The sequence below is a fragment of the Salinibacillus aidingensis genome (assembly GCF_039522525.1).
Classification (GTDB): domain Bacteria; phylum Bacillota; class Bacilli; order Bacillales; family Alkalibacillaceae; genus Salinibacillus; species Salinibacillus aidingensis.
The window spans coordinates 39,219-65,105 of record NZ_BAAADO010000008.1; the positions used below are offsets into that span (position 1 = coordinate 39,219).

At 39.3% G+C, this 25,887-nt stretch carries 27 protein-coding genes; 4 read left to right on the plus strand and 23 right to left on the minus strand.

What is annotated here, in order from left to right:
• Positions 1-71 precede the first annotated feature (71 nt).
• Both ABD006_RS16120 and ABD006_RS16125 read right to left on the minus strand, forming a co-directional pair.
• The gene (locus ABD006_RS16120) at positions 72-1,361 is read right to left on the minus strand and encodes an adenylosuccinate synthase (protein ID WP_343843271.1); all 1,290 of its coding nucleotides are present in this window, start codon (positions 1,359-1,361) and stop codon (positions 72-74) included.
• 138 nt (positions 1,362-1,499) lie between these two features.
• On the minus strand, positions 1,500-1,976 hold the full coding sequence (locus tag ABD006_RS16125) for a DUF2975 domain-containing protein (RefSeq protein ID WP_343843274.1): 477 nt from the start codon (positions 1,974-1,976) through the stop codon (positions 1,500-1,502).
• A gap of 182 nt (positions 1,977-2,158) precedes the next feature.
• Between ABD006_RS16125 and ABD006_RS16130 the strand changes: the two genes are divergently transcribed.
• Together ABD006_RS16130 and ABD006_RS16135 are read left to right on the plus strand one after the other, a co-directional pair.
• On the plus strand, positions 2,159-2,509 hold the full coding sequence (locus ABD006_RS16130) for a hypothetical protein (RefSeq protein WP_343843277.1): 351 nt from the start codon (positions 2,159-2,161) through the stop codon (positions 2,507-2,509).
• Positions 2,510-2,616: 107 nt separating this feature from the next.
• On the plus strand, positions 2,617-3,072 hold the full coding sequence (locus ABD006_RS16135) for a hypothetical protein (RefSeq protein ID WP_343843280.1): 456 nt from the start codon (positions 2,617-2,619) through the stop codon (positions 3,070-3,072).
• 239 nt (positions 3,073-3,311) lie between these two features.
• On the opposite strand, the gene dnaB is transcribed toward ABD006_RS16135, so the two are convergent.
• From dnaB to ABD006_RS16185, 10 genes are all read right to left on the minus strand, one after another.
• Complete coding sequence (gene dnaB, locus ABD006_RS16140) at positions 3,312-4,679, minus strand: replicative DNA helicase (RefSeq protein WP_044164563.1); 1,368 nt, start codon at positions 4,677-4,679, stop codon at positions 3,312-3,314.
• A 30-nt stretch (positions 4,680-4,709) separates the two neighbouring features.
• Complete coding sequence (rplI, locus tag ABD006_RS16145; RefSeq protein WP_044164560.1) at positions 4,710-5,156, minus strand: 50S ribosomal protein L9; 447 nt, start codon at positions 5,154-5,156, stop codon at positions 4,710-4,712.
• Positions 5,153-7,132 (minus strand): DHH family phosphoesterase, encoded by a 1,980-nt coding sequence (locus tag ABD006_RS16150; protein ID WP_343843286.1) that lies wholly within the window; start codon positions 7,130-7,132, stop codon positions 5,153-5,155. Before ABD006_RS16150 ends, rplI begins: the two co-directional genes overlap by 4 nt.
• A 25-nt stretch (positions 7,133-7,157) precedes the next feature.
• Positions 7,158-8,102, minus strand: a complete 945-nt coding sequence (locus ABD006_RS16155; RefSeq protein WP_343843289.1) for a YybS family protein — start codon at positions 8,100-8,102, stop codon at positions 7,158-7,160.
• 333 nt (positions 8,103-8,435) lie between these two features.
• Complete coding sequence (rpsR, locus tag ABD006_RS16160; protein ID WP_093132635.1) at positions 8,436-8,660, minus strand: 30S ribosomal protein S18; 225 nt, start codon at positions 8,658-8,660, stop codon at positions 8,436-8,438.
• A gap of 24 nt (positions 8,661-8,684) precedes the next feature.
• A complete protein-coding gene (ssb, locus tag ABD006_RS16165) occupies positions 8,685-9,146 on the minus strand; it encodes a single-stranded DNA-binding protein (RefSeq protein ID WP_343843295.1) in 462 nt (153 codons plus the stop codon).
• Positions 9,147-9,158: 12 nt separating this feature from the next.
• Positions 9,159-9,449 (minus strand): 30S ribosomal protein S6, encoded by a 291-nt coding sequence (rpsF, locus tag ABD006_RS16170; protein WP_343843298.1) that lies wholly within the window; start codon positions 9,447-9,449, stop codon positions 9,159-9,161.
• Between the two features lie 330 nt (positions 9,450-9,779).
• Positions 9,780-10,880 (minus strand): redox-regulated ATPase YchF, encoded by a 1,101-nt coding sequence (gene ychF, locus ABD006_RS16175; protein WP_343843300.1) that lies wholly within the window; start codon positions 10,878-10,880, stop codon positions 9,780-9,782.
• Between the two features lie 208 nt (positions 10,881-11,088).
• A complete protein-coding gene (locus ABD006_RS16180; RefSeq protein WP_343843303.1) occupies positions 11,089-11,289 on the minus strand; it encodes a DUF951 domain-containing protein in 201 nt (66 codons plus the stop codon).
• 108 nt (positions 11,290-11,397) lie between these two features.
• Complete coding sequence (locus tag ABD006_RS16185; RefSeq protein ID WP_343843305.1) at positions 11,398-12,426, minus strand: YkvI family membrane protein; 1,029 nt, start codon at positions 12,424-12,426, stop codon at positions 11,398-11,400.
• 111 nt (positions 12,427-12,537) lie between these two features.
• On the opposite strand from ABD006_RS16185, the gene yyaC reads away from it, so the two are divergent.
• Positions 12,538-13,128, plus strand: a complete 591-nt coding sequence (gene yyaC / locus ABD006_RS16190; protein ID WP_343843307.1) for a spore protease YyaC — start codon at positions 12,538-12,540, stop codon at positions 13,126-13,128.
• Positions 13,129-13,280: 152 nt separating this feature from the next.
• On the opposite strand, the gene ABD006_RS16195 is transcribed toward yyaC, so the two are convergent.
• The 11 genes from ABD006_RS16195 to rpmH form a co-directional block, all read right to left on the minus strand.
• Entirely contained in the window at positions 13,281-13,988 is a 708-nt protein-coding gene (locus ABD006_RS16195; RefSeq protein ID WP_343843309.1) for a DUF554 domain-containing protein, read from the minus strand.
• A 151-nt stretch (positions 13,989-14,139) separates the two neighbouring features.
• Positions 14,140-14,994 (minus strand): ParB/RepB/Spo0J family partition protein, encoded by an 855-nt coding sequence (locus ABD006_RS16200; protein WP_343843312.1) that lies wholly within the window; start codon positions 14,992-14,994, stop codon positions 14,140-14,142.
• Positions 14,975-15,748 (minus strand): ParA family protein, encoded by a 774-nt coding sequence (locus tag ABD006_RS16205; protein WP_044164538.1) that lies wholly within the window; start codon positions 15,746-15,748, stop codon positions 14,975-14,977. The genes ABD006_RS16200 and ABD006_RS16205 overlap by 20 nt, the downstream gene beginning before the upstream one ends.
• Before the next feature lie 154 nt (positions 15,749-15,902).
• A complete protein-coding gene (gene noc / locus ABD006_RS16210) occupies positions 15,903-16,757 on the minus strand; it encodes a nucleoid occlusion protein (protein WP_343843316.1) in 855 nt (284 codons plus the stop codon).
• 326 nt (positions 16,758-17,083) lie between these two features.
• Positions 17,084-17,800, minus strand: coding sequence for a 16S rRNA (guanine(527)-N(7))-methyltransferase RsmG (rsmG, locus tag ABD006_RS16215; RefSeq protein WP_343843321.1), 717 nt, complete (start codon positions 17,798-17,800; stop codon positions 17,084-17,086).
• 14 nt (positions 17,801-17,814) lie between these two features.
• A complete protein-coding gene (gene mnmG, locus ABD006_RS16220) occupies positions 17,815-19,701 on the minus strand; it encodes a tRNA uridine-5-carboxymethylaminomethyl(34) synthesis enzyme MnmG (protein WP_343843323.1) in 1,887 nt (628 codons plus the stop codon).
• A 23-nt stretch (positions 19,702-19,724) separates the two neighbouring features.
• Positions 19,725-21,101: a tRNA uridine-5-carboxymethylaminomethyl(34) synthesis GTPase MnmE gene (gene mnmE / locus ABD006_RS16225; protein WP_343843325.1), complete on the minus strand. Its 1,377-nt coding sequence runs from the start codon at positions 21,099-21,101 to the stop codon at positions 19,725-19,727.
• 287 nt (positions 21,102-21,388) lie between these two features.
• Positions 21,389-22,006 carry an RNA-binding cell elongation regulator Jag/EloR gene (gene jag / locus ABD006_RS16230; RefSeq protein WP_343843327.1) on the minus strand — a complete coding sequence of 206 codons (618 nt, stop codon included), beginning with the start codon at positions 22,004-22,006 and terminating at the stop codon, positions 21,389-21,391.
• On the minus strand, positions 22,003-22,776 hold the full coding sequence (gene spoIIIJ / locus ABD006_RS16235) for a YidC family membrane integrase SpoIIIJ (protein ID WP_343843330.1): 774 nt from the start codon (positions 22,774-22,776) through the stop codon (positions 22,003-22,005). The genes jag and spoIIIJ overlap by 4 nt, the downstream gene beginning before the upstream one ends.
• A 103-nt stretch (positions 22,777-22,879) precedes the next feature.
• Positions 22,880-23,221, minus strand: coding sequence for a ribonuclease P protein component (gene rnpA / locus ABD006_RS16240; RefSeq protein ID WP_343843333.1), 342 nt, complete (start codon positions 23,219-23,221; stop codon positions 22,880-22,882).
• Between the two features lie 201 nt (positions 23,222-23,422).
• Positions 23,423-23,557 carry a 50S ribosomal protein L34 gene (gene rpmH / locus ABD006_RS16245; RefSeq protein ID WP_044164521.1) on the minus strand — a complete coding sequence of 45 codons (135 nt, stop codon included), beginning with the start codon at positions 23,555-23,557 and terminating at the stop codon, positions 23,423-23,425.
• 825 nt (positions 23,558-24,382) lie between these two features.
• Between rpmH and dnaA the strand changes: the two genes are divergently transcribed.
• Positions 24,383-25,732 carry a chromosomal replication initiator protein DnaA gene (gene dnaA, locus ABD006_RS16250; RefSeq protein ID WP_343843337.1) on the plus strand — a complete coding sequence of 450 codons (1,350 nt, stop codon included), beginning with the start codon at positions 24,383-24,385 and terminating at the stop codon, positions 25,730-25,732.
• The last annotated feature ends 155 nt before the right edge of the window (positions 25,733-25,887 follow it).

Genomic DNA, 25,887 nt, shown 5'->3' on the forward strand with positions numbered 1-25,887 from the left:
CTAATTATATCATTTTCTATTTCTCCTGATAAGCCTTGGAAGCCATCTGTTTTCCTGCCTTACAGACCCTGCTATTCACTGTAGATATCCTTCTGAACGATCGTTTGTGCACGATCAGGGCCTACGGAAAAGATGGCAATGGGGATTCCTGTCAATTCGGAAATTCTCTCCATGTAATTTTGAGTGTTTACGGGTAAATCGTCAAAAGAACGAACACCTGTGATGTCTTCCTTCCAACCCGGCAGTTCTTCGTATACAGGGCTGCACTCAGATAGTACACTCAAGCTTGCAGGGTATTCATCAATCTGTTTGCCCTGATACTCATAGGCTGTACATATTTTCACCGTGTCCAAACCAGTCAGAACATCTAATGAATTTAAGGATAGATCCGTAATTCCACTTACTCTTTTTGCATGGCGAACCACCACGGTATCAAACCATCCTACCCTTCTTGGACGGCCTGTGGTTGTTCCATATTCCCGTCCTGTTTCTCTAATTTGATTGCCGATCTCATCATGAAGCTCTGTCGGGAACGGACCATCACCTACGCGGGTCGTGTAAGCTTTTGAAACGCCCATCACACGATTTATCTTAGAAGGGCCAATCCCGGCTCCAACAGTTACGCCGCCTGCAGAAGGGTTGGATGATGTCACGAATGGATATGTACCCTGATCAATGTCCAGCATCACGCCTTGTGCACCTTCAAATAAAATATCCTTTCCTTCATCTGCCGCTTCATTTAAAATTACGGAAGTATCGCATACATATGGAGCAATCTCCTGCCCATAGGCAAAGTACTCTTCAAAAATTTTCTCGGCATCAACCGGCTCTGCATCATAAATTTTTTCAAACAGAAGATTTTTTTCTTCCACATTGGCCTGCAGCTTAGACCAGAAAATATCTTTATCTAATAAATCAGCAATACGAATTCCAGTACGTGCGATTTTATCTGAATAGGCCGGACCAATTCCTTTTTTCGTTGTGCCAATTTTATTATCGCCCTTGCTCTGCTCCTGAAGCTCATCCAGCTTGATATGATAAGGTAAAATAACGTGCGCCCGATTGCTGATCCGTAATTGATCCAGGGAAATGGAGCGTTCCTTTAAATAGTTCATTTCCTCAATCAGTGCTTTAGGATTAATCACCAGGCCATTCCCCATTACACAGGTCTTATCCTCATAAAAGATCCCGGACGGAATTAAATGCAGCTTATATGTATCCCCATTAAATACGATGGTATGGCCGGCATTATTTCCTCCCTGATAGCGGGCAACTAATTCAGCCTGCTTTGATAAAAAGTCTGTAATCTTCCCTTTTCCTTCATCTCCCCATTGGGTTCCTACGACTACTGCTGTTGTCATTTAACACACCCCCAAAAATATAACCACTCTAATATCCAAGCTAATTCTACCAATGTTATGGAATCATCGTCAAGCAAAATCCGAACATTATTGATATAATAGTACATTTTATTCGAGATATTATGTATTGCTCTCACCTCAGACTGTTAAATCATTTTCCGTTTTTAAGTCCAAGGCATTTTTAAGTAACTTCTGAAGTACTCCGGCGAAAATCGCAATCACTACAGAGGTAAAAATGATGATAAGTCCAATGATAGCTATTCCAGGGTGAAGAGCGCTTTGGGTTATAAGAAATAACGTACCTGCTGCATACAAAATACTGATCGTTACTGCACAATATTTTATATACATCAAAGCCGCTGCAGACCTATCCGAAAAGGCATAGTTCTGATCAATGAACTTTAAAAGCTGTAAAGTCTGATAAAGCCCCATAAAAAACGGGATAACGGTTCCATACAATCCGATTAAAACAGGATACTGCAAATATGCAAATTCCGGATACATTTCCGCTGTGTAGCTCGCTAATCGGGGTAACGCGAATACACACAAAACAAGCACGGTAACCCCAATGAAGAAAATGGCCACTTTTAAAAATAATGTTGCTCCTTGTTTCATGGTAAGCACCTCTCTTTTATTATCCTATCCCAATCTTATTATATAATATATCGTTTTACAATAAATTATTATTTTATTTTAATATTATTATATTGTTTTAAGAAGCCTCCTATGTTTTAATAAATAAAAGATAAAACATCTCAGCTTGGAAGTCCGGGATTCTAAATGAGAGGAGAACATTTATGCCATTTACCGGTTTGGTACTGCTATTTGTCCTGTTTCTTGCTGTTCTTTTTATCATTATAGGTGCTGCTGTATACCGTCAACAAAGGGATACTCTGAAAAAAACCTCTTTACTGGTGTTATGCACGATATTCCTGCAACTGACCCTGTTTCTATTGTTCTTCACTGGAGCATTAGCCAGTTTTAATTCTGTGTTAGAGGAAATACTCTGGTGGTTGATTGTTTTAGGTGGCCTTGCGTTCGGGATAAGAGAATGTAAAACGAATATAATTGCAGCATTATTATCCATCTTTTTAAGTGTTTTACTAACCATTCTCATGCTTTTGATGCTGTTTGTTACATCTATGTAGCTATTAAAACTTCTTAAACTGATTAGACAGGTTTGTTAGGATAGAACTAATAGAAATGAAAACGGAGGGGTAGTATTAAAAAGATCTATTTTTTAATTTTGGTCCCAGTGTTTTTATTAACGGGCTGCAGCTCCCAAACGATGGAGGAAGTCTTTCACGAGGAAATGAACGATCATGATATTGAGAATTATTCAATGTTTTATTTACATAAGGACAAAGCTGCTGAAAAAGGAATCGTACTCTATCAGACGCCTCCTAAAAAAAATACCTCACTGGTTTATTTTAAAGCTAATGTTTCAAAGGGTGCGGGAGACAAGTGGGAATGGGCGGCATCCGCAAGCTGCAATCAAAAATGGGGTCAGACAACAATTACAGACGGTGGCCCTTACATTTACTGTGGAACAGTCGGCAGCAAATATGAAAAAGTTCTGGTTGATGGCGAAGAGGCCCAAATGGTTCTCTTGGATGAAGCGCAAATCTGGTACCATTTAACCGGGAACAAGAATGCGGAAGGAAAAGCCATTTTAGTTGATGGCTCTGAGGAGTGGTTTCACAAAGATTAGCTTTGCATCTTTAAAAGATAACATGAGGCTGAAGGACAATGGGGGTGCCATTTCCCCGGTTTTTAGCCTTCATTCCGTTTATGAAGGCCATTTATATAAAATCTCAAGCCCTTTTATCCACAATTCACACCCGCCATCCATCTTTCACATCCATTATCTTAATTATCCACAGCAGGCCTTATCACTCCTAGTTCTCTATGAAACCAAAAAAAGAAACCTATCATAACTGAAATAGGTTTCTAAGCTGGCGGGATGTCCTCTTCGCCATACCTCTGATCTAAGTTTACGAATTTGTTGTATTCTTTTACAAAGGCTAATTCAACTGTGCCAACAGGTCCATTTCTCTGCTTGGCAATAATAATCTCAATGATATTCTCTTTCTCTGAGTCTTCCCGATTATAATAGTCATCACGATACAGGAAGCCGATAACGTCCGCGTCCTGCTCAATACTTCCGGATTCACGAATGTCGGACATAATTGGACGCTTGTCCTGTCTTTGTTCAACCCCACGGGAAAGCTGAGATAAGGCAATAACAGGAACATTCAATTCTCTGGCAAGGGCTTTTAGCTGTCTCGAAATCTCTGAAACTTCCTGCTGACGGTTTTCACCACTGCGCGTGCCAGAGCCCTGAATAAGCTGTAAATAGTCAATTAAAATCATACCAAGACCGCCATCCTGTTTTAAACGGCGGCATTTGGAACGTATTTCATTAACTTTTACGCCAGGAGTATCATCAATATAAATTCCTGCATTTGATAGACTTCCCATCGCCATCGTTAGCTTACCCCAGTCTTCAGCTGTGAGATTTCCTGTTCTGAGTCTCTGTGCATCAATATTCCCTTCTGCACAAAGCATACGCATCACCAGCTGTTCAGCCCCCATCTCCAGACTGAATATGGCTACATTTTCGTCAGTTTGAACGGAAACATTCTGAGCAATGTTTAAGGCAAATGCAGTCTTTCCCACAGATGGACGGGCCGCAACAATAATTAAATCATTTTTCTGGAAGCCGGACGTAATCTGGTCCAGGTCTTTAAAGCCTGTAGCAACACCTGTAACTTCTGCATCATGGTGATGAAGCTGTTCAATATTATCATAGACTTCAATTAAAACATCTTTTATATTTTTAAATTTTCCGGAGTTCTTTTGATTGGAAACTTCTAAGATGCTTTTTTCAGCATCATTTAAAACATTTGTTACTTCTTCTTCCTCGGAAAAACTTGTTTGTACAATATTCGTAGCTGCTGAAATTAATCGTCTTAGTGTGGATTTTTCCTCAACAATTCTCGCATAGTACTCAATGTTTGCAGCTGTAGGAACTGAATTGGCCAAATCACTTAAATAAGATACACCACCAATGTCATCCAGCAGCTTTTGATCCTGAAGAAGGGTTGTGATGGTTACAAGGTCAATCGGCTCTCCACGATCTGAGAGCTGAAGCATCATTTCATAGATTTTCTGATGACTTGCCCGATAGAAATCTTCCGGAACTAAAATTTCCGAAGCTGTAACAACCGCTTGTGGTTCTAAAAAAATGGCACCAATAACTGCTTGCTCTGCTTCTATATTATGAGGTGGAGTACGATCATTCCATATCTCGTTCAAAACAAGTTTCCCCTTTCAGCTGAGGAAAAATTATTTTTCCCCAACATGTACTTTGATGGTTCCTGTAACCTCCTGATGAAGCTTGACTGGAACATTGGTATATCCTAATGCACGAATTGGCTCATCAAGTTCAATTTTACGTTTATCAACTTTAATATTATGGGTTTTGTTTAGTTCATCGGCAATTTGCTTGCTGGTAATTGAACCAAACAACCGACCTGCATCTCCTGCTTTTGCCTTTAATTCCACAGTAAGATTGGCAAGGGTTTCTTTAAGCTTTTTTGCTTCTTCTAATTCTTCCTGTTCCTGCTTCTTCTGCTTGTTCTTCTTCGCTTCCAGTGCTTTTAAGTTCGCATTGGTTGCTTCCACGGCAAGGTTGTTTTTTAAAAGATAATTACGTGCATAGCCCTCAGCTACATCCTTTACTTCGCCTTTTTTTCCTTTGCCTTTTACGTCTTTATTGAAAATAACCTTCACTTGTCTTCTCTCCCTTCCAGATATTCATCTATGATTTCCTTCAACTGTTCTTCAGCATCATAAACAGTTGTATCACTTATTTGGGTGGCAGCATTGGTTAAATGGCCTCCCCCATTCATTTGTTCCATAATGATCTGAACATTGATATCACCTAAGGAACGGGCACTTATTCCAATTTTATCATCATCCCGCTCAGAAATAACGAAAGATGCTTTAATTCCACTCATCGTCAGTAGGGTATCCGCTGCCTGTGCAATCAGAATCGGACCGTACGTCTGGCCTTCTTCTGCTCTTACAATGGCAATTCCCTTTTGATAAACCTCTGCACGTTCAATCAGCTGACTACGCCTTACGTACACATCTAAATCTTCTTCAAGCAGCTTCTGCACTAAGACCGTATCTGCTCCCTTTAATCGTAAATAGGAAGCCGCATCAAACGTTCGCGAGCCGGTTCTCAATGTGAAATATTTAGTATCGACAATAATGCCGGCTAATAGCGACGTTGCCTCATTAATGTTCAGTTTTAATGTGCTTGGCTGATACTCCAGCAATTCTGTAACTAGCTCAGCTGTAGAGGAGGCATAAGGTTCCATGTAAACGAGCGTAGGATCATCAATAAATTCCTCTGCTCTTCTGTGATGGTCAATCACGACGACATGGTCCGTTTTGGTCAGCAGCCTTTCATCCATCACCATAGATGGCTTATGTGTATCCACAACGACCAGTAAGGTGTTTTTGGTAACAATATCTAATGAATCGTCTGGAGATATAAACCACTTCGAAAGGGATTCATCCTCCTGCACCATATCCATCAGGCGTTCAACCCCCGTATTTACACCATCAGGGTCAAAGATCACAAATCCATCCTTGTCATTGGCCTGAGCAACCTTTAAAATACCAATCCCTGCACCAATAGAGTCCATATCAGGGCTCTTATGCCCCATTACCATGACTTTATCACTTTCTTTGACTAATTCCTTTAAAGCGTGAGAAATGACACGTGCACGGACTCTGGTTCGTTTCTCCATAGGATTGGTCTTTCCGCCAAAGAATTTCACTTTCCCTGTTTCATCTTTAATCGCTACCTGGTCGCCCCCACGGCCTAAAGCTAAATCTAAGCTGGACTGGGCTAATTCTCCAATTTCACGGAGGCTCGATTCATTGCCAATGCCCACACCAATACTTAATGTGAGGGGAACATTTTTATCTGAAATAAGCTCACGTACTTCATCAAGCACTTCAAACTTTTCTTTTTCCAGTTTATTTAATATTTCCAGGTTCATCACTGCCAGGAAGCGTTCCTGGGAAGTCCTTTTTAAATAAATATCATTTTTTCTCGACCATTCATTCAGGATAGAAGTCATCTTGGAGTTCAAATGACTTTTTGTTGTATCATCCATGGCCTGTGTAACTTCCTCATAGTTATCTAAAAAGATAATTCCCAAAACAGTCTGTTCATTTTTATATAAAGTTTCAATTTCGACCTGTTCGGTTTTATCAAAGAAATAAATCAGACGCTCTTCTCTTTTAATCAAAGCCTGGTACGTACGATCTTTATGCTGGAACCAGACTTCTGTTTTATCCTCTTTAATACTGGAAATAAAGTCATCATAAATGGCATTTAAATCTAGACCCACCAGTGTGTCCTCTTCCTCTGTAAACAGATTCACAAAGGGATTTGCCCATTCAATTTCGTAATCCTCACTAAACAGCAAAATCCCGATTGGCATCTCATGAAGAGCCTCTTCGCCAACCTTTTTGACACGATAGGACAATGTTGAAATATATTTTTCCGTATCGTTTTCAATCTGTTTGTCTGTGCTGACACTATTATAAATGGTAATGAGCAAAATCAAGGCCATTGCTGCTCCAATCATCCAGTTGAAGTAGGCAATCACACCTATTAAAACAATGGTGAGTCCATACAGGGCCCGTGTATGATAATTTACGGCCCCTTTCTTATAGAGTTTAGACATAGATTCGTCATCTCCTAACCCTGTATTACTTTTTGTTAGGGTTTAAACGGTCTCGCAGATTAAATCCTAAATCAATTATACCTAAAATCCTTAGAAGATAAAGGAAGATCGGCATAATTACTGCCGCAATAATGGCAACTACCGCTAATGTTTTTGTCATCTTTTTTACATGTATATAATAAAAAATAAATGACAGTCCCTGCAACACAAAAAGAAACCCGATTAATGTCGCAACATTAACACCCGCCTGATTTAAAAGCTCCCCTTGTTCCGGGAAGATCCAGGTTAGAATCAAGGCGAACAGATAATACCATATGACGGCTATTGGTAACCGGAATTCACGAAATGGAGGAAATGACAGCTTACCGTGATCACTATAAAGCCTATTAATGATTTTATAACTTATCCATATGGTTAGAAAGGCGAAAATAATTCCAATGAAGGCAAAAAGCGTTGGCATCAGGTAAAATATCTGATTGATTTGTTCACGCATTGCTTCCATTAGTTCATCCTGCGTATAACCGAGCTCCTCCATCACTTGTTCACTGGTATTCATGGTGGAATTGATCATGGAATTTAACTCATCCATTAAATGAATGTCCATCATCCACTGCCCTAATGCAAATACAATCAAAAAGCCCAAAGCAAACGCCACTGAGCCAATTGCCCAATTTTCATAGGTTGATTTTCGGGCATGAAGACCGGCACCGATTGTAATACCCCCAAGAGCCGCAAATATGGTTAATGGCATAGAAAATACAGTAGCAAATACACTCGAAATGAGCAATGTAACCATAAACATGATTAAACCAGGTTTCAAACCATTTTTATATACATATAAAATAAAAGGAACAGGGGTAAGAAAAATGGTAATATAAGAAACCAGTGGAACAAAGACTGTAATTAACAACAGAATAATATATATCCCGGAAAAAAGAGCCCCTTCAGTAACAACATTTGATTTCTTCATCTCTTTTGCACCTCATTAAGTAAACTTAATCCATCTGTTTATCAGTGTACCAATAGTCATACATGAGTGAAAATAAAATCCCTCTATAGGATATCCATCATAACACAATTTCACTATTTAGAAGAGGAATATTCATAATGATTGCCAATCATGAACATCATTTAATTGAATGAACTATTTTTCCATAGTGCACTGCTGGATGACCAGTCTATCCCTGTTTTTAAATGGCCTGCAAAGCACATCATTCAGGAAACAGCCTCAGACAAATATTCCCTTCTAAGTAGAAAAAGGCATAATGGGGAAGTAAAAAATCCTCCATTATGCCTTTTCGTTTTACTCACTAACGTATGGTAACAGTGCCATTTGGCGGGCACGTTTAATTGCTTTTGTTAATTTACGCTGATATTTAGCAGATGTTCCTGTTACACGACGAGGTAGAATTTTACCACGTTCGGAAATAAATTTCTTAAGAAGGTCTACATCTTTATAGTCAATGTGTGTAATTCCATTGGCTGTAAAGTAACAAACCTTTTTACGCTTACGTCCACGACGAGCCATTGCTAAATCCCTCCTTTTTCAGTTTTAGAATGGTAAATCATCATCGGATAAATCAATCGGTTCACCATTATCTGCAAACGGATCTTCTTCACGACGATTATTATTATCTTGTGGAGGATTCTGATCTGCACGAAAGCCTGATGAACCTCTGTCACCTTGTGAGGATCCCCTTGTTTCTAAGAACTGAACACTTTCCGCTACAACTTCCGTAACAAAGACTCTTCTGCCTTCCTGGTTGTCAAAGCTGCGTGTCTGAATACGACCGTCTACACCAATCATACTTCCCTTTTTCATATAATTTGCAAGGTTTTCTGCCGCACGTCTCCATACGACACAATTAATGAAATCAGCTTCCCGATTTCCCTGCTGGTTTGAAAAAGGACGGTTACAAGCTACGGTAAAGTTCGCAACTGCTACTCCGTTTGGTGTATAACGTAAGTCAGGATCCTTTGTTAATCTTCCTACAAGAACGACACGATTCATCATCAGAATCACTCCTTATTGATCTTCTTCACGAATAGCCATATGGCGAATGATATCATCAGTAAACTTAGCCTGACGATCAAATTCTTCAACGGCTGAAGCATCGCTCGCAAAGTTCACAACAACGTAATATCCTTCACGATAGTCGTTGATTTCATATGCCAAACGACGCTTGCCCATTTCATCAACTTTTTCAATCTCCGCACCATTATTGGTTAAGACACTGTTAAAACGCTCAACAATGCTTTTTTGAGTTTCCTCATCAACATCTGGGCGGATGATATACATAATTTCATATTTTGTCATCCGTCTTCACCTCCTTTTGGACTAAACGGCTCTGAATACAGAGCAAGGAGTAATTTGTCTAATTACTCACATCGATGTATTATACCACAAAAAAACAAAGTGGACAATAGATCGAAAAGCGAAGGCGACCGATTAGGTTCGACGGCATAAGCAAAATCTCCGGAGTGGCCGCTTTTGGCCATGGAGGGGATTTTGCTTATGACCGCTTGGACCTGGGAGCCGTAGCTGGACATTAGAAAAGCGAAGGCGACCGGTTAGGTTCGACGGCATAAGTATCAAGTTAAAATGCGCATCTGACCAACCAGCATGTCCACCATAATGAGCCTTCCATTAAACATTAAATCTGAATAAAATAACGTCTCCGTCCTGAACGACATATTCCTTACCTTCTGAACGGACTTTTCCACGCTCTTTAGCTGCAGCCATGGACCCGGCCTCCATAAGATCATCGTAAGAAACCGTTTCTGCCCGTATAAAACCACGTTCAAAATCACTGTGAATGACTCCGGCAGCTTGTGGAGCCTTCATTCCCTTTTTAAAGGTCCACGCTCTTACTTCCTGTTCACCTGCTGTAAAGAAGGTAGCAAGGCCCAACATATCATAAGATGCTTTAATTAATTGGTCCAGACCTGATTCTTCAATACCAAGCTCCTCTAAAAACATCTCTTTTTCTTCACCATCAAGTTCAGCAATTTCTGCTTCAACTTTGGCACAGACCGTAATGACATTTGAACCCTCTTTCTCAGCGTACTCCTTCACAGCCTTTAAATTTTCATTAGCATCAGGGTTTTGGATTTCATCTTCTCCAACGTTAGCTACATACAATACTGGCTTAATGGTTAGAAGATGATACTGCTGAACGGTTTTCATTTCCTCTTCTGAAAAATCAATAGCTCTGGCAGGCTTATCAGCTTCAAGCGCCTCTTTCAATTTCGTTAATACATCATATTCAGCCAAAGCTTGTTTATCTTTCTGCCTCGCCATTTTTTCCACTCGTGTAAGTCTTTTCGTAACAGTTTCCAGGTCAGCCAGAATTAATTCCAGATTAATGGTTTCAATATCATCAACTGAATTTACCTGGCCGGATACGTGTGTGATATTATCATCACTGAAACAACGGACAACATGACAAATGGCATCCACCTGACGAATATGAGATAAAAACTGGTTTCCCAGCCCCTCTCCTTTACTTGCCCCTTTAACAATTCCGGCTATATCCGTAAATTCAAATGCTGTAGGAATGGTTTTCTTGGGATTAACCATATCTGTCAGCTTTTGAAGACGATGATCCGGCACTTCAACTATTCCAACATTCGGATCAATCGTAGCAAACGGATAATTGGCCGCCTCTGCTCCAGCTTGTGTGATCGCATTAAATAATGTGGATTTTCCCACGTTCGGTAGTCCGACGATTCCTGCAGTTAAAGACATTTATCTTTCCACTCCTTTTATTCCTTCCCTCTCAACGTTGCTATTCTCATTATAGATAGTCATCGTTTAAAAAACAAATCAATAAAAGAGCAAAAACAATCTCAATAAGCCATTGTTTTTGCCCTATTCCTGAGAAAAAATTTAATTTTCATTAGGTTTCTATCCAAAAGAAATCAATTTTATAATGTTTCACGTGAAACAATAGAAATTAATCTTCTGCCTTGGAAATAATTTTTTTGAGCTTTTTCTCAAATTTTTTTCTGGGTATCAGTACACTATGATTACAACCTTCACATTTTATTCGTATATCCATGCCCATACGAATAATTCTCCATTCGTTTGTTCCACAAGGGTGAGGCTTTTTCATTTCAACAACATCATTCATTCCAAATTGTTTGCTTTGGTCCATCACCTATCACTCCTTGATTAATCTCGCCTACACTAGCTTACTATATTTTTGTTATAAATGGAATTGCTGTGCTTCGATCAGTACCACCATTTATACAGAATCATATCGTTAATATCTTAAATCATCTTTATATCGGTTGGCAATAGGATACAACAAAATTGCCGACAGGATATATAGATTCAATAAGCCGTATAAAGGGTATAGATATTCAATTAAAGTAGCGAAACCAAATGATGTAAAAGGAATCATAATAACGACTGTAACCAGTGCTAACAGCCATAGAGGCACCTGAATTTTTTCCTGAATTCGCGTAATTAACCCCAGAACTCCGGATAATGCCGTGGTAAACAAGGCAATCCAAAGTAAAAATGAAATAAAAATAAACATCTTATAGGGATATTGCTTTAAAATGGCAAACAAAGGGATTTCATAGAGAAGAATCTCCTCAGATATATGTATTAAACTGTTGTTATAAATGAAAGATATAATCCCTAAAACAGCTGCACTTCCTACACTGGCAATCCATATCTCCCCTTTTTTCTTTACGTGCTTACCTACAGCGCCAAGCACAGCAATTAATGGCAGGATATTCAGTGCAGTAAAAGGAAAGGCTGACACCCAATTCGTCTGTTCATGAATATGGGACAGTAACGATAAATCCTCCTGCCAAGTAAATAAAACAAGTACATATAAAAGCCCGCCGATCAGCAAGGGTAAAATAATACTATTTAAGGATAGGATTCCATTTATATTCCAGACAAAGGCCAAAACCAGTGGAATGCACAGTGCGGCGATTCCAAACCAGTATGAATGACGAAAGGCCTGCCAGGTTGCCCCACTTCCTGCCATCATAATAATGGTTGTCGTAAATAAATAAAATAGAATGAGAAAGTCATATAAAGATGTTAAATGCTTCCCCACAATGATTCGAAGCACAGGAACATAATGTGTGGACTGCTGATCATAGCTTATGGATAAAATCACATAACAGCAGACACCAAACATAATGGCGAATAAAAGAATAGCTAGTCCACTTTCATGGCCGAAAAACTGCCACAATTCTCTTCCTGATGCATATCCTGCACCGACCATTGTACCAATAATTAAGAACATCCATTTAAATCCTGCTTTTAGCATATCATAGCCCCCATTTTTCTTGCCCGTAATGGTTTATTTTTACTTTGATTCACGTATAGAATTTAAACGTTTTCCGTATACTAATACTATTATGATGATGGAGGAGCAGCTATGAATCTAAAGGACATCCTTTTTCCAAAAAAGCAGGAAAAAAGGTTTTACTATGCGGAAAAAACAGCGACATTAAAAATAGCCAAAACCTTAAAAGAATGGATTCCTAAACAAGAAAAAGACATTGTTGTGGTATGTATTGGGACAGATCGGTCTACTGGGGACTCTCTCGGCCCTATGGTCGGTACTTTACTCAAGGACCAATCATTAAACCTGAACAATCTTTACATATATGGAACATTGGACCAGCCTGTTCATGCAAAGAATTTAGAGGAGCAGCTGGAGGTTATTTCTGAAAAGCATCCTGATGCCAACATTCTTGCCATCGATGCCTGTCTAGGAAAGCAATCCTCCATTGGCTCGATTATCATCGGTTCCGGCCCTATGAAACCTGGTGCAGCAGTTCAGAAGCACTTACCTGAGATTGGCGACTTATATATAAGTGCAGTCGTTAATATTAGCGGCTATATGGAGTATTTTGTTCTGCAAAATACCCGTCTATCAATCGTCATGAATATGGCTAAGGAAATTGCCCATGCCCTGCGACTACTTGATCATTTGGTATCCAAGGAAAAAAAGGCAACAAAATAAGCATGTGTACACCTATCTCTGTACACATGCTTATTTATTCAAATCTATTTTTATCACGCATTAACTGGCCGTAATACCCCCACATTCAAGTCTTGAGTTACCCCAATAAGACTAAGAGAGGGATGGATACCCCCACTGATGGAAGTATCACTTTATGTAACAGCAAGATATCCGGCTAATATAAAACCTACTGTTAATATACTAGGTAATAGATTAGCAACCCTGATATTGGTTAGATTTAATAGATTAAGGCCGATAGCTAAAATAAGGAGTCCTCCTGTAGCTGTCATATCCTCAATGAATGTATTTAAAAAGGAATCCGGGAGCCACATTTCGATTTGGGTGGCAAAAAGAGCAATGGAGCCCTGATAAAGCACAACAGGAATAATTGAAAATATAACACCAAAACCTAATGTTGTTGTTAAAACAAGAGCTACAAAGCCATCAATCATTGCTTTTGTAAACAGTATTTCATGGTCATTTCTCAAGCCACTATCCAGCGCTCCAATGACAGACATTGCCCCGATAACAAAAATCAACGAAGCCGTTATAAAACCTTGGGCAATCATGGACTGACCCGATTGCTTTTGAAACTTTGATTCTATCCATTCCCCTAAACGGTTCAGCTTATCGTCCAGCTGTAAAAGTTCTCCGATAATCGCACCTGTCAGCAGACTTAACAGAATCACAATCACCCGATCAGATGTAAAACTCATGCTTAACCCAATCATGACGACCGTCAGGCCAATACCACTCATGATTGTTTCTTTCATTTTTTCAGGTATTTTACTTAAAAACAAACCAATAAATGTACCTACGAATATTCCCAGTCCATTTACAAGTGTCCCTAACAACGCCATTTACTTCCCTCATTTCAGGTTATACAATCCCCAATGTTTCACGTGAAACATTGGGATAAATGATATTTAAAAATCTCTTTCTAAAAAGGCAAGGATAATATGAGATGACAAAAAGCTGGTTGAAAACAGTTCTTCAACCAGCTTTTGAAACTTATTCATCGTCCCCATTTAACAAATCCATGATTCGATTTAAATCATCCTGATTGAAAAATTCAATTTCAATCTTTCCTTTTCGTTTGCTTTTCTGAATGGTCACATTTGTGCCAAATCGTTCGCGTAATTCTGTTTCCTTTGCCTGCAGAAAGATATCCTTTTTCTCCTTCTTAGGCTTCGGCTTGATTTTTTTATTGTTTAAGTTCGAAATTAAAAGCTCTAACTGACGAACATTCAACTTATCCTTCCGAACTTTCTCCACTACTAATGGAAGCTTCTCTTCATCCTTTAATCCTAATAGAGCTCTGCCGTGTCCCATCGAAAGCTCACGGTTATTAATCAGCGCAATTACACTCTCGGGCAGTGATAAAAGACGTACAAGGTTGGCTATATGTGAGCGGCTTTTCCCCAATCGTTGTGCTAAAACTTCCTGCGTAACGCCTAATTCATTGATAAGCCTGTCATAAGCCTGAGCTTCTTCAATTGGTGTTAAGTCTTCTCTTTGTAAATTCTCCAATAAGGCTAATTCCATCATCTGGTCATCGCTTAAATCACGAACAACAGCCGGGATGGTTTCTAAACCAGCCTCTTTAGCAGCACGAAAACGCCTCTCTCCAACTACAATCTCATAGCCTTTAATACTTTCCCGTAAAATGATTGGCTGTAATATACCGTGTTGAATAATCGATTCTTTAAGCTCCTCTATCGCATCCGCCTGGAATGTCTTACGAGGCTGATAAGGATTTGGACGACATTGATTAATCGGAATTTCTTTAACAGACTCATCTTTGGCATCAACTTCATCTACATCGGGGAAAAAAGTACTTAAACCTTTACCCAACCCTCGCGCCATTCGCCATCACTTCCTTCGCTAATTCATTATAAACTTCAGCACCTCGTGATTTTGGATCATACGTGGTAATTGGTTCTCCATAGCTGGGAGCTTCGCCAAGTCTGACATTCCGAGGAATAATCGCTTGAAAGACCTTATCCTGAAAATACTTTTTCACTTCTTCTATAACTTGAATACCCAGGTTTGTCCGGGCATCAAGCATGGTAAGTAATACGCCCTCAATCATTAATGATTTATTCAGTTGTTTCTGCACAAGACGAACCGTGTTAAGCAGCTGACTTAACCCTTCCAAAGCATAATATTCACATTGAACAGGAATTAATACTGTGTCAGATGCTGTTAAAGCGTTAATGGTAAGAAGGCCTAATGATGGAGGACAATCAATTATGATATAGTCAAACTGATCTTTAATCGGATCCAAAGCTTTCTTTAAACGAACCTCACGGGAAATCGTTGGAACTAATTCCACCTCTGCCCCTGCTAACTGTATCGTTGCCGGAATGGAATACAGATTTTCAACCGATGTTGGAACACAAACCTCCTGGGCATCCAGGTCCTCTATCAGTACATTATATATACACTGGTCCATGTCTGCCTTATCGATTCCTACCCCACTCGTGGCATTCCCTTGCGGATCTGTGTCTACTAAAAGCACTTTGTTCCCTGCTTCTGTTAAGGATGCACTTAGATTCACAGAAGTGGTTGTTTTTCCAACCCCTCCTTTTTGGTTCGCTATTGAAATGACTTTGCCCATGGTGTCACCTACCTCTATTTCATTCTCTTTTATTTAACAAAGATTTTTCATCTATGTTTAAAAACCCCATCAATAAAAGGAACGTGCAGCGAAAACAGAACACTGTCGTTACTCGGACTACACGTTACACAATAGATGGGATACTTCTATTCTATCATTTCTTTTTTGGTATTTTAATTGTTAATTGGTAGTAATCATCTAATTCTTCTTCATCTGTTTCCAGTTCGATCCCTGTGTCATTCACCATATGGATGGATTGCCGAAGTGTATTCATGGCAATCCTGACATCCTTACTGATCCCCTTCACACGAGGTTTGGGCTTCTTTTTTGGTTTAGGATTTTTTAATTGTTCAATACGAGCTTCTGTCTGTTTAACATTTAAGTCTTTCTCCAAAATTTCTTTTAGCAGTTTTTCCTGCAGCTCAGGTTCTTCCAAAGCAATCAATGCCCGGGCATGGCGCTCTGTAATTTGTTTATTTAAAACAGCCTCCTGTACAGGTTCTGGAAGCTTCAACAATCTGAGTTTATTAGCAATCGTTGACTGGCTTTTCCCTAAACGTTGAGCGAGCGCCTCCTGTGTCAAACCGTGCATTTCAAGCAGCTGACCATAGGCAATAGCCTCTTCAATCACTGTCAGTTCTTCCCTCTGCAGGTTCTCAATAAGAGCTACGGAAGCTGTTTCAGTGTCTGTCATATCTTTTACAATGGCAGGTATTTGCTCCCAATTGAGATGTTGCGCGGCCCTCCAACGTCTTTCACCAGCTATCAGTTCATATTTAACCCTGTCTTCATCTGTTTTTCTAATAACAATTGGCTGTATCATGCCATGCGTATGAATGGTCTGCGCCAATTCCTCTATACGCTCCTGGCTGAACGTTGATCTCGGTTGATACTGGTTCGGTTGAATTTCACTTACTGGTATCTGGACAACTTCTTCCTGATGACTTTGGTCTTTTTTGCCCGTATCCTGTTTTTCACCCACTCCAAAGAAACGATTTAATGGATGCATCCCCTTACATCACCTCTTTCGTAACAGTACCTTACTACTATTTCTTGGATGATTGCTGAATTTCCTGCCAATGTTTCACGTGAAACATTCACTCAAAATCTATTTAATTTTCCTATTCTGCGCCAGCTTATGTATAAAAACAGGTAGATATCGTATTAGAACAAAAAAATAAAATAATACCTCAAAAATACGAAATAACAGATAGCTGATGTCGCTTTGCAATTCTATTAAAATAGCAAAAACGCAGCCCTTTAACGGGAGCGTCCAGTTGCAATAATAATTATATTTTATCATATAATAGATAGAAATACAGAAAATCGGCGAAATTAAGTGATTGGATTTTTATTAGGAGTTCCTGGTTTTCGCGGAAAACGTTTTGGTGTCTGGGTTACTTTGTCTATTTCAGCAATGTAACGTTTGCTATCTTCCTCTGGCAATTGAAAGTCATAAATACGCTTCCATTCCCCGCCCAGCTGCTGGACAGCTTTTTCAGCCTCTTTTTCCTCTTCCTGAAATTGGGCCCCTTTCATAGCCAAAAAGGTGCCTCCAACTTTCACAAGTGGCAGGCATAATTCACTAAGGACAGACATTCTGGCTACCGCACGGGCAGTTACCACATCAAATTGCTCACGAAACGCTTTATTCTTACCAAATGTTTCAGCTCGATCATGATAAAAGGCTACATGCTCTAAATCTAATTGATCTGCTAACTCATTTAAAAATGTCACTCGTTTTTTTAATGAATCAACAATGGTGATCTGCAGCTGAGGGAAGGCAATTTTAAGGGGCAGGGACGGGAAACCCGCTCCTGCACCTACATCACATACCTTTAAAGGCTTGTTAAAATCATAATAAAAGGCAGCAGAAAGTGAATCAAAGAAGTGTTTTAAATACACTCCTTCCTCATCAGTGATGGATGTTAAGTTCATTTTGTTATTCCATCCCACTAACATTTGATAGTATTGATCAAATTGCTTCAGCTGCTTTTGATTCAGTTCAATTCCTCTTTCATTCAGACTCTGCTGGAAGGTTTGTTTATCCATATCCAATACTCCTCTTATTCATTTGAAACGCGGGCGATATTTCCCTGCTCTATATAAACCAGAAGAACCGAAACATCGGAAGGATTAACACCGGAAATTCTGGAAGCCTGCCCCACGGATAATGGACGGACTTTTTTCAATTTTTCTCTGGCTTCTGTTGCAATTCCCTGAATGGCATCATAATCAATATCAACAGGAATCGTCTTATTATCCATCTTTCTCATTCTTTCAACTTTCTGGTTTGATTTTTCAATATATCCTTCATATTTGATCTGAATGGCAACCTGTTCTTCTACATCCAGCGGTAATTCTTCTTCTGGCTCACTTAAATTTTTAATTATTGAGTATGTGATTTCCGGCCGTTTTAAGAGATCTGCTGCACTGACCGCTTCTTTTAGTTCACTTGCTCCTGCGTCTCTTAACACCTGCTGGACAGCGGATTCTGGCTTAATAATCTTTTTCCGCAGCCGCTTCTTCTCTAATTCAACCAAACGTTTTTTCTCAACAAATTTCTGATAACGTTCGTTAGAGACCAGTCCCATCTGATAACCGATTTCAGTCAGTCTCATATCTGCATTATCATGTCTTAATAGCAAACGATACTCTGCGCGTGAGGTGAGCAGACGATACGGTTCATTCGTTCCTTTTGTCACGAGGTCATCGATGAGAACACCGATATAGGCCTGAGAACGATCTAAAATGAGGGTTTCTTTATCCAAAGCCTTGGCAGCAGCATTTATACCAGCCATAATTCCTTGCCCTGCTGCTTCTTCATAGCCTGATGTTCCGTTAATTTGACCTGCAGTGAATAAGTTTTCGATTTTCTTTGTTTCTAATGTTGGCCATAGCTGCGTAGGCACTATGGAGTCATATTCAATTGCATAGCCTGCCCGCATAATTTCAGCATTTTCCAGGCCTGGGATGGTTTCAAGCATTTTCTTTTGTACGTCTTCAGGGAGTGATGTAGATAATCCCTGAACGTATACTTCATCCGTATTTCTTCCTTCAGGTTCCAGGAAAATCTGATGTCTTGGCTTATCATGGAAACGGACGATTTTATCCTCAATAGATGGACAATAACGGGGTCCTGTACCTTTTACTGCACCTGAATACATGGCAGATCTGCCCAGATTTTCATCAATAATACGGTGTGTGAATTCTCCTGTATATGTTAACCAGCAAGGCAATTGATCGGTAATAAAGTCCGTTGTTTCATAGGAGAATGATCTTGGCTCTTCATCTCCAGGCTGAATTTCCGTTTTGGAATAATCAATGGAATGACTATTTACACGTGGTGGAGTTCCTGTTTTAAACCGAACCAGATCAAATCCGAGTTCATCCAGCTGTTCGGATAAAGTGATGGTCGGTCTTTGGTTGTTCGGACCACTTTCATAGGAAATATCACCAATAAGAACTTTACCTCTCATAAATGTACCTGTGGTTACGATAACGGTTTTGGCATAATAAACAGCCTGGGTTTCCGTAATGACCCCTTTACACACCCCATCTTCCACTAATAAACGTTCGACCATTCCTTGTCTTAACGTTAAATTCTCCTGATTTTCCAGTGTCTTTTTCATTTCTGACTGATAGAGTACTTTATCAGCCTGAGCCCGTAAAGCCCTTACAGCTGGGCCTTTACTTGTATTAAGAAGTCTCATTTGAATATGAGTTTTATCAATATTTTTACCCATCTGACCGCCAAGTGCATCGATTTCCCGTACAACCACTCCCTTGGCAGGGCCACCAATAGATGGATTACAAGGCATAAACGCAATTAAATCCAAATTTAATGTTAACATGAGTGTTTTGGCCCCTCTTTTCGCTGAAGCAAGACCTGCCTCTACTCCAGCATGGCCAGCACCAATGACGATAACATCATATTGCCCGGCATCATACATGATCAACCGCTCCTTACTTTCTCTTATTTTCCTAAACAGAACTGTGAAAATAATTGGTCAATTAAGCTCTCTTGAACAGTATCCCCAACTATTTCTCCTAATATCTCCCACGTTCTCGTTACATCGATTTGAACCATATCAATTGGCATACCTGCTTCCATACCTTCCATAGCTTCTTTTAGGGTTCTCTTTGCATCCTTTAATAACTGAACATGTCTGGCATTGGATACATATGTCATGTCAGCGTTATTTAAGTCCCCTTCAAAGAAAAGATCCGCTATTTCAGACTCCAGCTGGTCAATTCCCTGTTCATGAAGAATAGAAGTTTCAATAATAGAAGCAGTTTCAGCTGTTTCTCTTACTTTATCCAAATCTAATTTTTGCGGAAGATCTGTTTTATTCACAATGACCAGCACATCCATACCGCTGGCTGCTTCGAAAAGCCGTCTATCCTCTTCCGTAAATTCATCGCCATAATTTAAAACGAGTAAAACGAGATCCGCCTCTTTTAACACCTGGCGGGAACGTTCCACACCAATTTTTTCAACAATATCTTCAGTATCCCGAATTCCTGCTGTATCCACCAGTCGTAATGGAATTCCTCTCACATTTACATATTCTTCAATAACATCCCTTGTGGTTCCTGGTACCTCGGTAACAATGGCCTTATTTTCCTGGGCAAGGGCATTTAATAAGGAAGATTTCCCTACATTTGGCCGACCAATAATCGCCGTTGCAATGCCCTCCCGTAAAATCTTGCCCTGCTTAGCTGTCTCAATCAGCTTTTCGATTTGATCATAAACCTTTTGCGATTTTTCAATCAGTAATTGGTTGGTCATTTCTTCAACATCATCATACTCAGGATAATCGATATTGACCTCGACGTGAGCTACAGTCTCAAGAAGCTCCTGTCTAAGAGTGTGAATCAGTTTGGATAAACGGCCGTCCATCTGTTTCAAAGCAATATTCATGGCCTTATCGGTTTTTGCACGAATTAAATCCATAACGGCTTCAGCCTGAGATAAATCAATCCGTCCATTTAAAAAGGCCCTTTTCGTGAATTCACCAGGTTCAGCAAGTCTTGCCCCATTCGTCAGAACCAGCTCCAAAACGCGATTAACTGAAACCATTCCCCCATGGCAATTGATCTCAACAATGTCTTCACGTGTAAATGTCTTCGGTGCCCTCATCACCGTCACCATAGATTCTTCAACAAGCTCATTGGTTTCAGGGTCAATAAGCTTGCCATAATTAATGGTATGGGAGGATACTTCATGAAGATCTTTTCCTTGAAAAACTTTGCTGGCTATGGAAACAGCTTCATCACCACTTAGTCGAACAATCGAAATGGCTCCTTCACCCACAGGAGTTGAAATAGCCGCTATTGTTTCTGTATCCATCCTTCCACCCCCCTCGTTTTATGGTTTTTTATCTCAAATAATACTCATCTTTTTTATTCACTAACTTATTAGGTTATCATAAACAATCCGATATGAAAAAGCATATGACTCCGTATGACGAGTTGTTCAGTTATTCCTATTTTACACAAACCCTTTTACTCCCATACAAGCCCAAACAAAACACCTTCTTTTATAGTGAAAATCGCTTATAAAAGAAGGTGTTTTAAAACTTATCATATAATATTAGAGTTAAAAGCTGGTAAAAAGAGAAATTTCACTGTTACGGATTATTCCGGTTTAATGACAACACGTCTATTAGGTTCAGCTCCATCGGAATACGTAGAGATATTCTGATTATGCTGTAAGGCTGTGTGAATTACCTTACGTTCATAGGATGGCATGGGTTCCAGATAAACTTCCTTTTGAAGACGGACGGATTTTTTCGCCAGACGTTCGGCCAGCTGTTTTAAAGTTTCACTCCGTCTTTCCCGGTATCCTTCAGCATCTACAATCACAGCTTTATAACGGTCTGTGTCCCGATTTACAGCAAGCTGCGTCAAATATTGTAAGGCATTCAGGGTTTGACCCCTTTTTCCAATTAACCTGGCAATTTTCTCTCCGGTAAGATTGTAGTGAATTTCCTTTTCGGTTTCCTCTATATCTACATCCACCGGATTTCCCATTTGCTTAGCAATCTCACGTAAATATTCATCCCCGGACTGGGATTGGTCCGGTATTTCCGTAACTTTTACGATTGCAGGTTTGGATCCAAAGACACCAAAAACCCCTTTTTTCCCCTCATCAATAACCTCTACGTTCACTTGATCCTCCGATGCATCCAGTTGACCTAATGCCGTTTGAATAGCCTCTTTAACCGTTTGGCCTGTAACAGTTACTTGTTTCACTTTTTCGCTCCCCCATTATTGTTTTCTTTCTTGTATGGACGATGAATTAACAAGGTTTGTCCAACCATAAAGATGTTTCCGACTACCCAATATAGTGCAAGGGCTGATGGGAAGAATGCAGCAATAACACCAATCATAAGCGGCATAACGTAAAGCATCATTTGCATTTGCGGATTTTGAGCCGCTGTTGCATTACTTGCCATCATAAGTTTTTGCTGTAAGAACGTTGCTCCGGCTGCTACCAGCGGTAAAATGTAATATGGATCCGGACTACCTAGTTCAAACCATAGAAAAGTACCTTCTTTTAATACTTCTGAACGGTAAATCGCATGGTAGAAGGCAATTAAAATTGGCATCTGTACAAAAATCGGCAGACAGCCTGCCATAGGATTGACACCATGCTGTTGGAACAGATTCATGGTTTCCTGCTGCAGTTTCTGCTGTGTAGAAGCATCTTTGGAGCTGTATTTCTCTCTTAATTTCTGTAACTCCGGCTGAATTTCCTGCATAGCCTTTGAAGATTTTAATTGTTTTACGTTTAATGGGACTAAAATTAAACGAATTAGAATCGTTACAATGATTATCCCGATTCCGTGACTACCACCAAAGAAGTCAGAGACATATACAATTAATTGGTGTAATGGCCAAACAAAATACTTAGCCCACCAACCTCCTGTATCTTCAGTTATCGGTGTATTGACATCCATACAGCCTGACAGGAAAACAACCATTCCCAGTAAAGCTGTAATCAACAATATCTTTTTTCTCAAGCACCCTTCCTCCTTAAATACAAACACTCATTTTGCATCCTATGTATTACAAACTTCATTCTATCATTGTTACCTGTCTCATTCTATATAAAAATTAGCCTATTCACTTTATAAACAATTTTGATTTTCGAAATACATGGGATAGGCTTTTTTTCACTTGGAAAAAGTTCAGTTCCCGGGCAGGATATCTGGCTATAATCACATAATCATACTGCTGCTTGATTTCATGATCCAGTTCTAACAGAGCTTGTCTTATATAACGTTTGACCTGATTTCTTAAAACAGCATTTCCAAGTCGCTTTCCAACAGACAGCCCTACCCTGAAATGCTGCTGCTCTGGTTTATGATAATAATAAAGAACAAATTGACGATTTGCAAAGGATTTTCCTTTTTTAAAAACCGTTTGAAACTCTTTATTCTTTTTAATTCGATAAGCCTTTTTCATCCCCTATTCACTCCAACAAAACAAAGACATCATTGCTAGTATTTCCAATTGAACAAATGTAAATAACTTTACGGACTACAATATTTTTCCTTATTTAAGGGATGCTGGTTCCAACTGCATCTGATCCTGTTAAATCGTTATAAAAATCAAATACAATATCTATTTTAAACTGAAAAAAAGACCACTGATGGATTCAGTGGCCTATGCGGATAAATTCTTTCTTCCCTTACGACGACGACGAGCTAAAACTTTACGGCCATTTTTAGAGCTCATGCGTGCTCTAAAACCGTGAACTTTGTTACGTTTACGTTTTTTAGGTTGGTACGTACGTTTCATTATATATACACCTCCTGAGGAAAGTTGTATTCAGTTATAGAAGATTACCGGTCAGCAATCCAGAAACACCTTTCCATACCTGAAGCAGGCATCAAAGGCGTAAGACAATCCAGTTCATTATATATAATGTACGTATAAGATGTCAATAGTAAGAATAGTCATGACTGTCGATCAGAACTCTATTTAATAGACTCCTGCAGGTTTTCACTGTTCGGTATTTTTTCTCCCCATCATTCAAAGCGAACTTTAAGATAAATTTTATCCTCCTGATATTATCTTTAGTTATTACATTCATCCACATTCTTATTGAAGCACCTTTTCTTTAGAAATAATCCCCATGTGAATAACTCTGAAATACAGCCTGTACAACTTATCCACACGCTTTGTCGAATAAATTTATTCGCAAAATTTCTATCCACAGCAAAAATCGACATTTTATACACAAAATCTAGTGCTGTGCATAATTTTTTTCTACAACCCGTTGAATTTGTGGATAACTGAGTAAATCGCATTGAAACTAAGGGTTTTATTTGGTATCATATTTGTGTTTAACTAGTTTATATATGAATTTGTATTTAATCTTTTCCACAGCTGTGGATAATGTGTGGACATTTATTCACAGATATGTTTACAGGGTTATGCACAAAAATGTGGATAATGTCGATAATTGTCTTATCTTATGGTGAATTCGCGTATCTGTTATCCACAACCTGAAATTGCTTTTTTTCGCTATCATTACCTGTCTTTTTACTGTCCTAATCCTTATTTTATTTCTGTAATGTTTATTTATGACTATTTTCTCCTCAGGGAAAAGAGGTGATCGTTTTGGAGAATATTGAAGAATTGTGGAAGAAAACACTGGAAACGATTGAAGGTAAAATCAGTAAACCCAGTTTTGATACATGGCTGAAGTCCACCGAAGCAAAATCCATTGAAAAAGACACGATTGTAATTGCAGCTCCCAATGAATTTGCACGTGATTGGCTGGAAAACAGTTATTCAACGCTGATTTCCAATACTCTTCATGAAGTAACTGGCAGCAAACTGAACCCTAAGTTTGTTATTCCCGAAAAGGAAAAAGCTGAAGAGGATACAAAAAAGCCGGTTAAACCAGCTCCGAATATTTCTGGTTCCTCCAATCAATCGACAAAAACTATGTTAAATTCAAAATATACCTTTGATACCTTTGTTATAGGATCGGGAAATCGCTTCGCACATGCGGCTTCCTTGGCAGTAGCCGAGGCTCCGGCGAAAGCTTACAATCCTCTGTTTATTTATGGGGGAGTCGGGCTGGGGAAAACACACCTGATGCATGCGATTGGGCATTATGTGATTGAACATAATCCCCAGGCAAAAGTCCTTTACCTTTCATCAGAAAAATTTACGAATGAATTTATTAATTCTATTCGTGATAACAAAGCGGTTGATTTCCGAAATAAGTACAGAAATGTCGATGTTCTATTAATTGATGATATTCAGTTTTTAGCCGGCAAGGAGTCAACTCAGGAGGAATTTTTCCATACATTTAATTCTTTGCATGAGGATAATAAGCAAATTGTGATTTCAAGTGACCGTCCACCTAAGGAAATACCGACTTTGGAGGATCGTCTGCGTTCACGATTTGAATGGGGATTAATTACGGATATTACCCCTCCGGATTTGGAAACAAGAATCGCTATTTTACGTAAAAAGGCGAAAGCAGAAGGATTGGACATCCCGAATGAGGTTATGCTTTATATTGCCAATCAAATCGATACCAATATTCGTGAACTTGAGGGTGCACTGATTCGTGTCGTAGCTTATTCATCATTAATTAACCAGGATATAGATGCTTCCATAGCAGCTGATGCCTTAAAAGACATTATCCCAAGCTCGAAGCCAAAAAAAATCACGATTCAGACCATTCAGGAAACCGTTGGCGAGCATTACAATGTTAAACTGGAAGACTTTGCGGCCAAAAAGCGGACAAAATCCATCGCATTCCCCCGCCAAATTGCCATGTATCTGGCCCGGGAGATGACCGATTATTCTCTGCCTAAAATCGGCGAGGAGTTTGGAGGTCGCGACCATACAACAGTTATTCACGCTCATGAAAAAGTAGCGAAAATGATTGCAGATGACCAGCAGCTTCATAAGGATATCGATGAACTTAAGGAAAAAATGAAACAAGGCTAGCAGTGAATAATGTGAATAAGTGGTACACACCTATACACAGTCTATCCACATGTGGATAGACTTTATTTGCTCGATCATTTCCGGGTTATCCACAAATTCACAAGCACTATTATTATTACTTCTGTATTTTTATAAAAAATAATAATATATATGTC

What these genes read in the sequence shown, in the direction of transcription:
- ABD006_RS16120 (WP_343843271.1), bottom strand. Translation starts at nt 1,361, where the DNA reads ATGACAACAGCAGTAGTCGTAGGAACCCAATGGGGAGATGAAGGAAAA.
- ssb (WP_343843295.1), bottom strand. Translation starts at nt 9,146, where the DNA reads ATGATGAATCGTGTCGTTCTTGTAGGAAGATTAACAAAGGATCCTGAC.
- ABD006_RS16205 (WP_044164538.1), bottom strand. Translation starts at nt 15,748, where the DNA reads ATGGGCAAAGTCATTTCAATAGCGAACCAAAAAGGAGGGGTTGGAAAA.
- rsmG (WP_343843321.1), bottom strand. Translation starts at nt 17,800, where the DNA reads ATGGATAAACAAACCTTCCAGCAGAGTCTGAATGAAAGAGGAATTGAA.
- ABD006_RS16130 (WP_343843277.1), top strand. Translation starts at nt 2,159, where the DNA reads ATGCCATTTACCGGTTTGGTACTGCTATTTGTCCTGTTTCTTGCTGTT.
- ABD006_RS16195 (WP_343843309.1), bottom strand. Translation starts at nt 13,988, where the DNA reads ATGGCGTTGTTAGGGACACTTGTAAATGGACTGGGAATATTCGTAGGT.
- ABD006_RS16155 (WP_343843289.1), bottom strand. Translation starts at nt 8,102, where the DNA reads ATGAAGAAATCAAATGTTGTTACTGAAGGGGCTCTTTTTTCCGGGATA.
- noc (WP_343843316.1), bottom strand. Translation starts at nt 16,757, where the DNA reads ATGCATCCATTAAATCGTTTCTTTGGAGTGGGTGAAAAACAGGATACG.
- rpsR (WP_093132635.1), bottom strand. Translation starts at nt 8,660, where the DNA reads ATGGCTCGTCGTGGACGTAAGCGTAAAAAGGTTTGTTACTTTACAGCC.
- rpmH (WP_044164521.1), bottom strand. Translation starts at nt 23,557, where the DNA reads ATGAAACGTACGTACCAACCTAAAAAACGTAAACGTAACAAAGTTCAC.
- ABD006_RS16180 (WP_343843303.1), bottom strand. Translation starts at nt 11,289, where the DNA reads ATGGACCAAAGCAAACAATTTGGAATGAATGATGTTGTTGAAATGAAA.
- ABD006_RS16150 (WP_343843286.1), bottom strand. Translation starts at nt 7,132, where the DNA reads ATGTCTAAACTCTATAAGAAAGGGGCCGTAAATTATCATACACGGGCC.
- ABD006_RS16125 (WP_343843274.1), bottom strand. Translation starts at nt 1,976, where the DNA reads ATGAAACAAGGAGCAACATTATTTTTAAAAGTGGCCATTTTCTTCATT.
- ychF (WP_343843300.1), bottom strand. Translation starts at nt 10,880, where the DNA reads ATGTCTTTAACTGCAGGAATCGTCGGACTACCGAACGTGGGAAAATCC.
- mnmE (WP_343843325.1), bottom strand. Translation starts at nt 21,101, where the DNA reads ATGGATACAGAAACAATAGCGGCTATTTCAACTCCTGTGGGTGAAGGA.
- rnpA (WP_343843333.1), bottom strand. Translation starts at nt 23,221, where the DNA reads ATGAAAAAGGCTTATCGAATTAAAAAGAATAAAGAGTTTCAAACGGTT.
- rpsF (WP_343843298.1), bottom strand. Translation starts at nt 9,449, where the DNA reads ATGACAAAATATGAAATTATGTATATCATCCGCCCAGATGTTGATGAG.
- mnmG (WP_343843323.1), bottom strand. Translation starts at nt 19,701, where the DNA reads ATGTATGATGCCGGGCAATATGATGTTATCGTCATTGGTGCTGGCCAT.
- yyaC (WP_343843307.1), top strand. Translation starts at nt 12,538, where the DNA reads ATGAATCTAAAGGACATCCTTTTTCCAAAAAAGCAGGAAAAAAGGTTT.
- ABD006_RS16200 (WP_343843312.1), bottom strand. Translation starts at nt 14,994, where the DNA reads ATGGCGCGAGGGTTGGGTAAAGGTTTAAGTACTTTTTTCCCCGATGTA.
- ABD006_RS16185 (WP_343843305.1), bottom strand. Translation starts at nt 12,426, where the DNA reads ATGCTAAAAGCAGGATTTAAATGGATGTTCTTAATTATTGGTACAATG.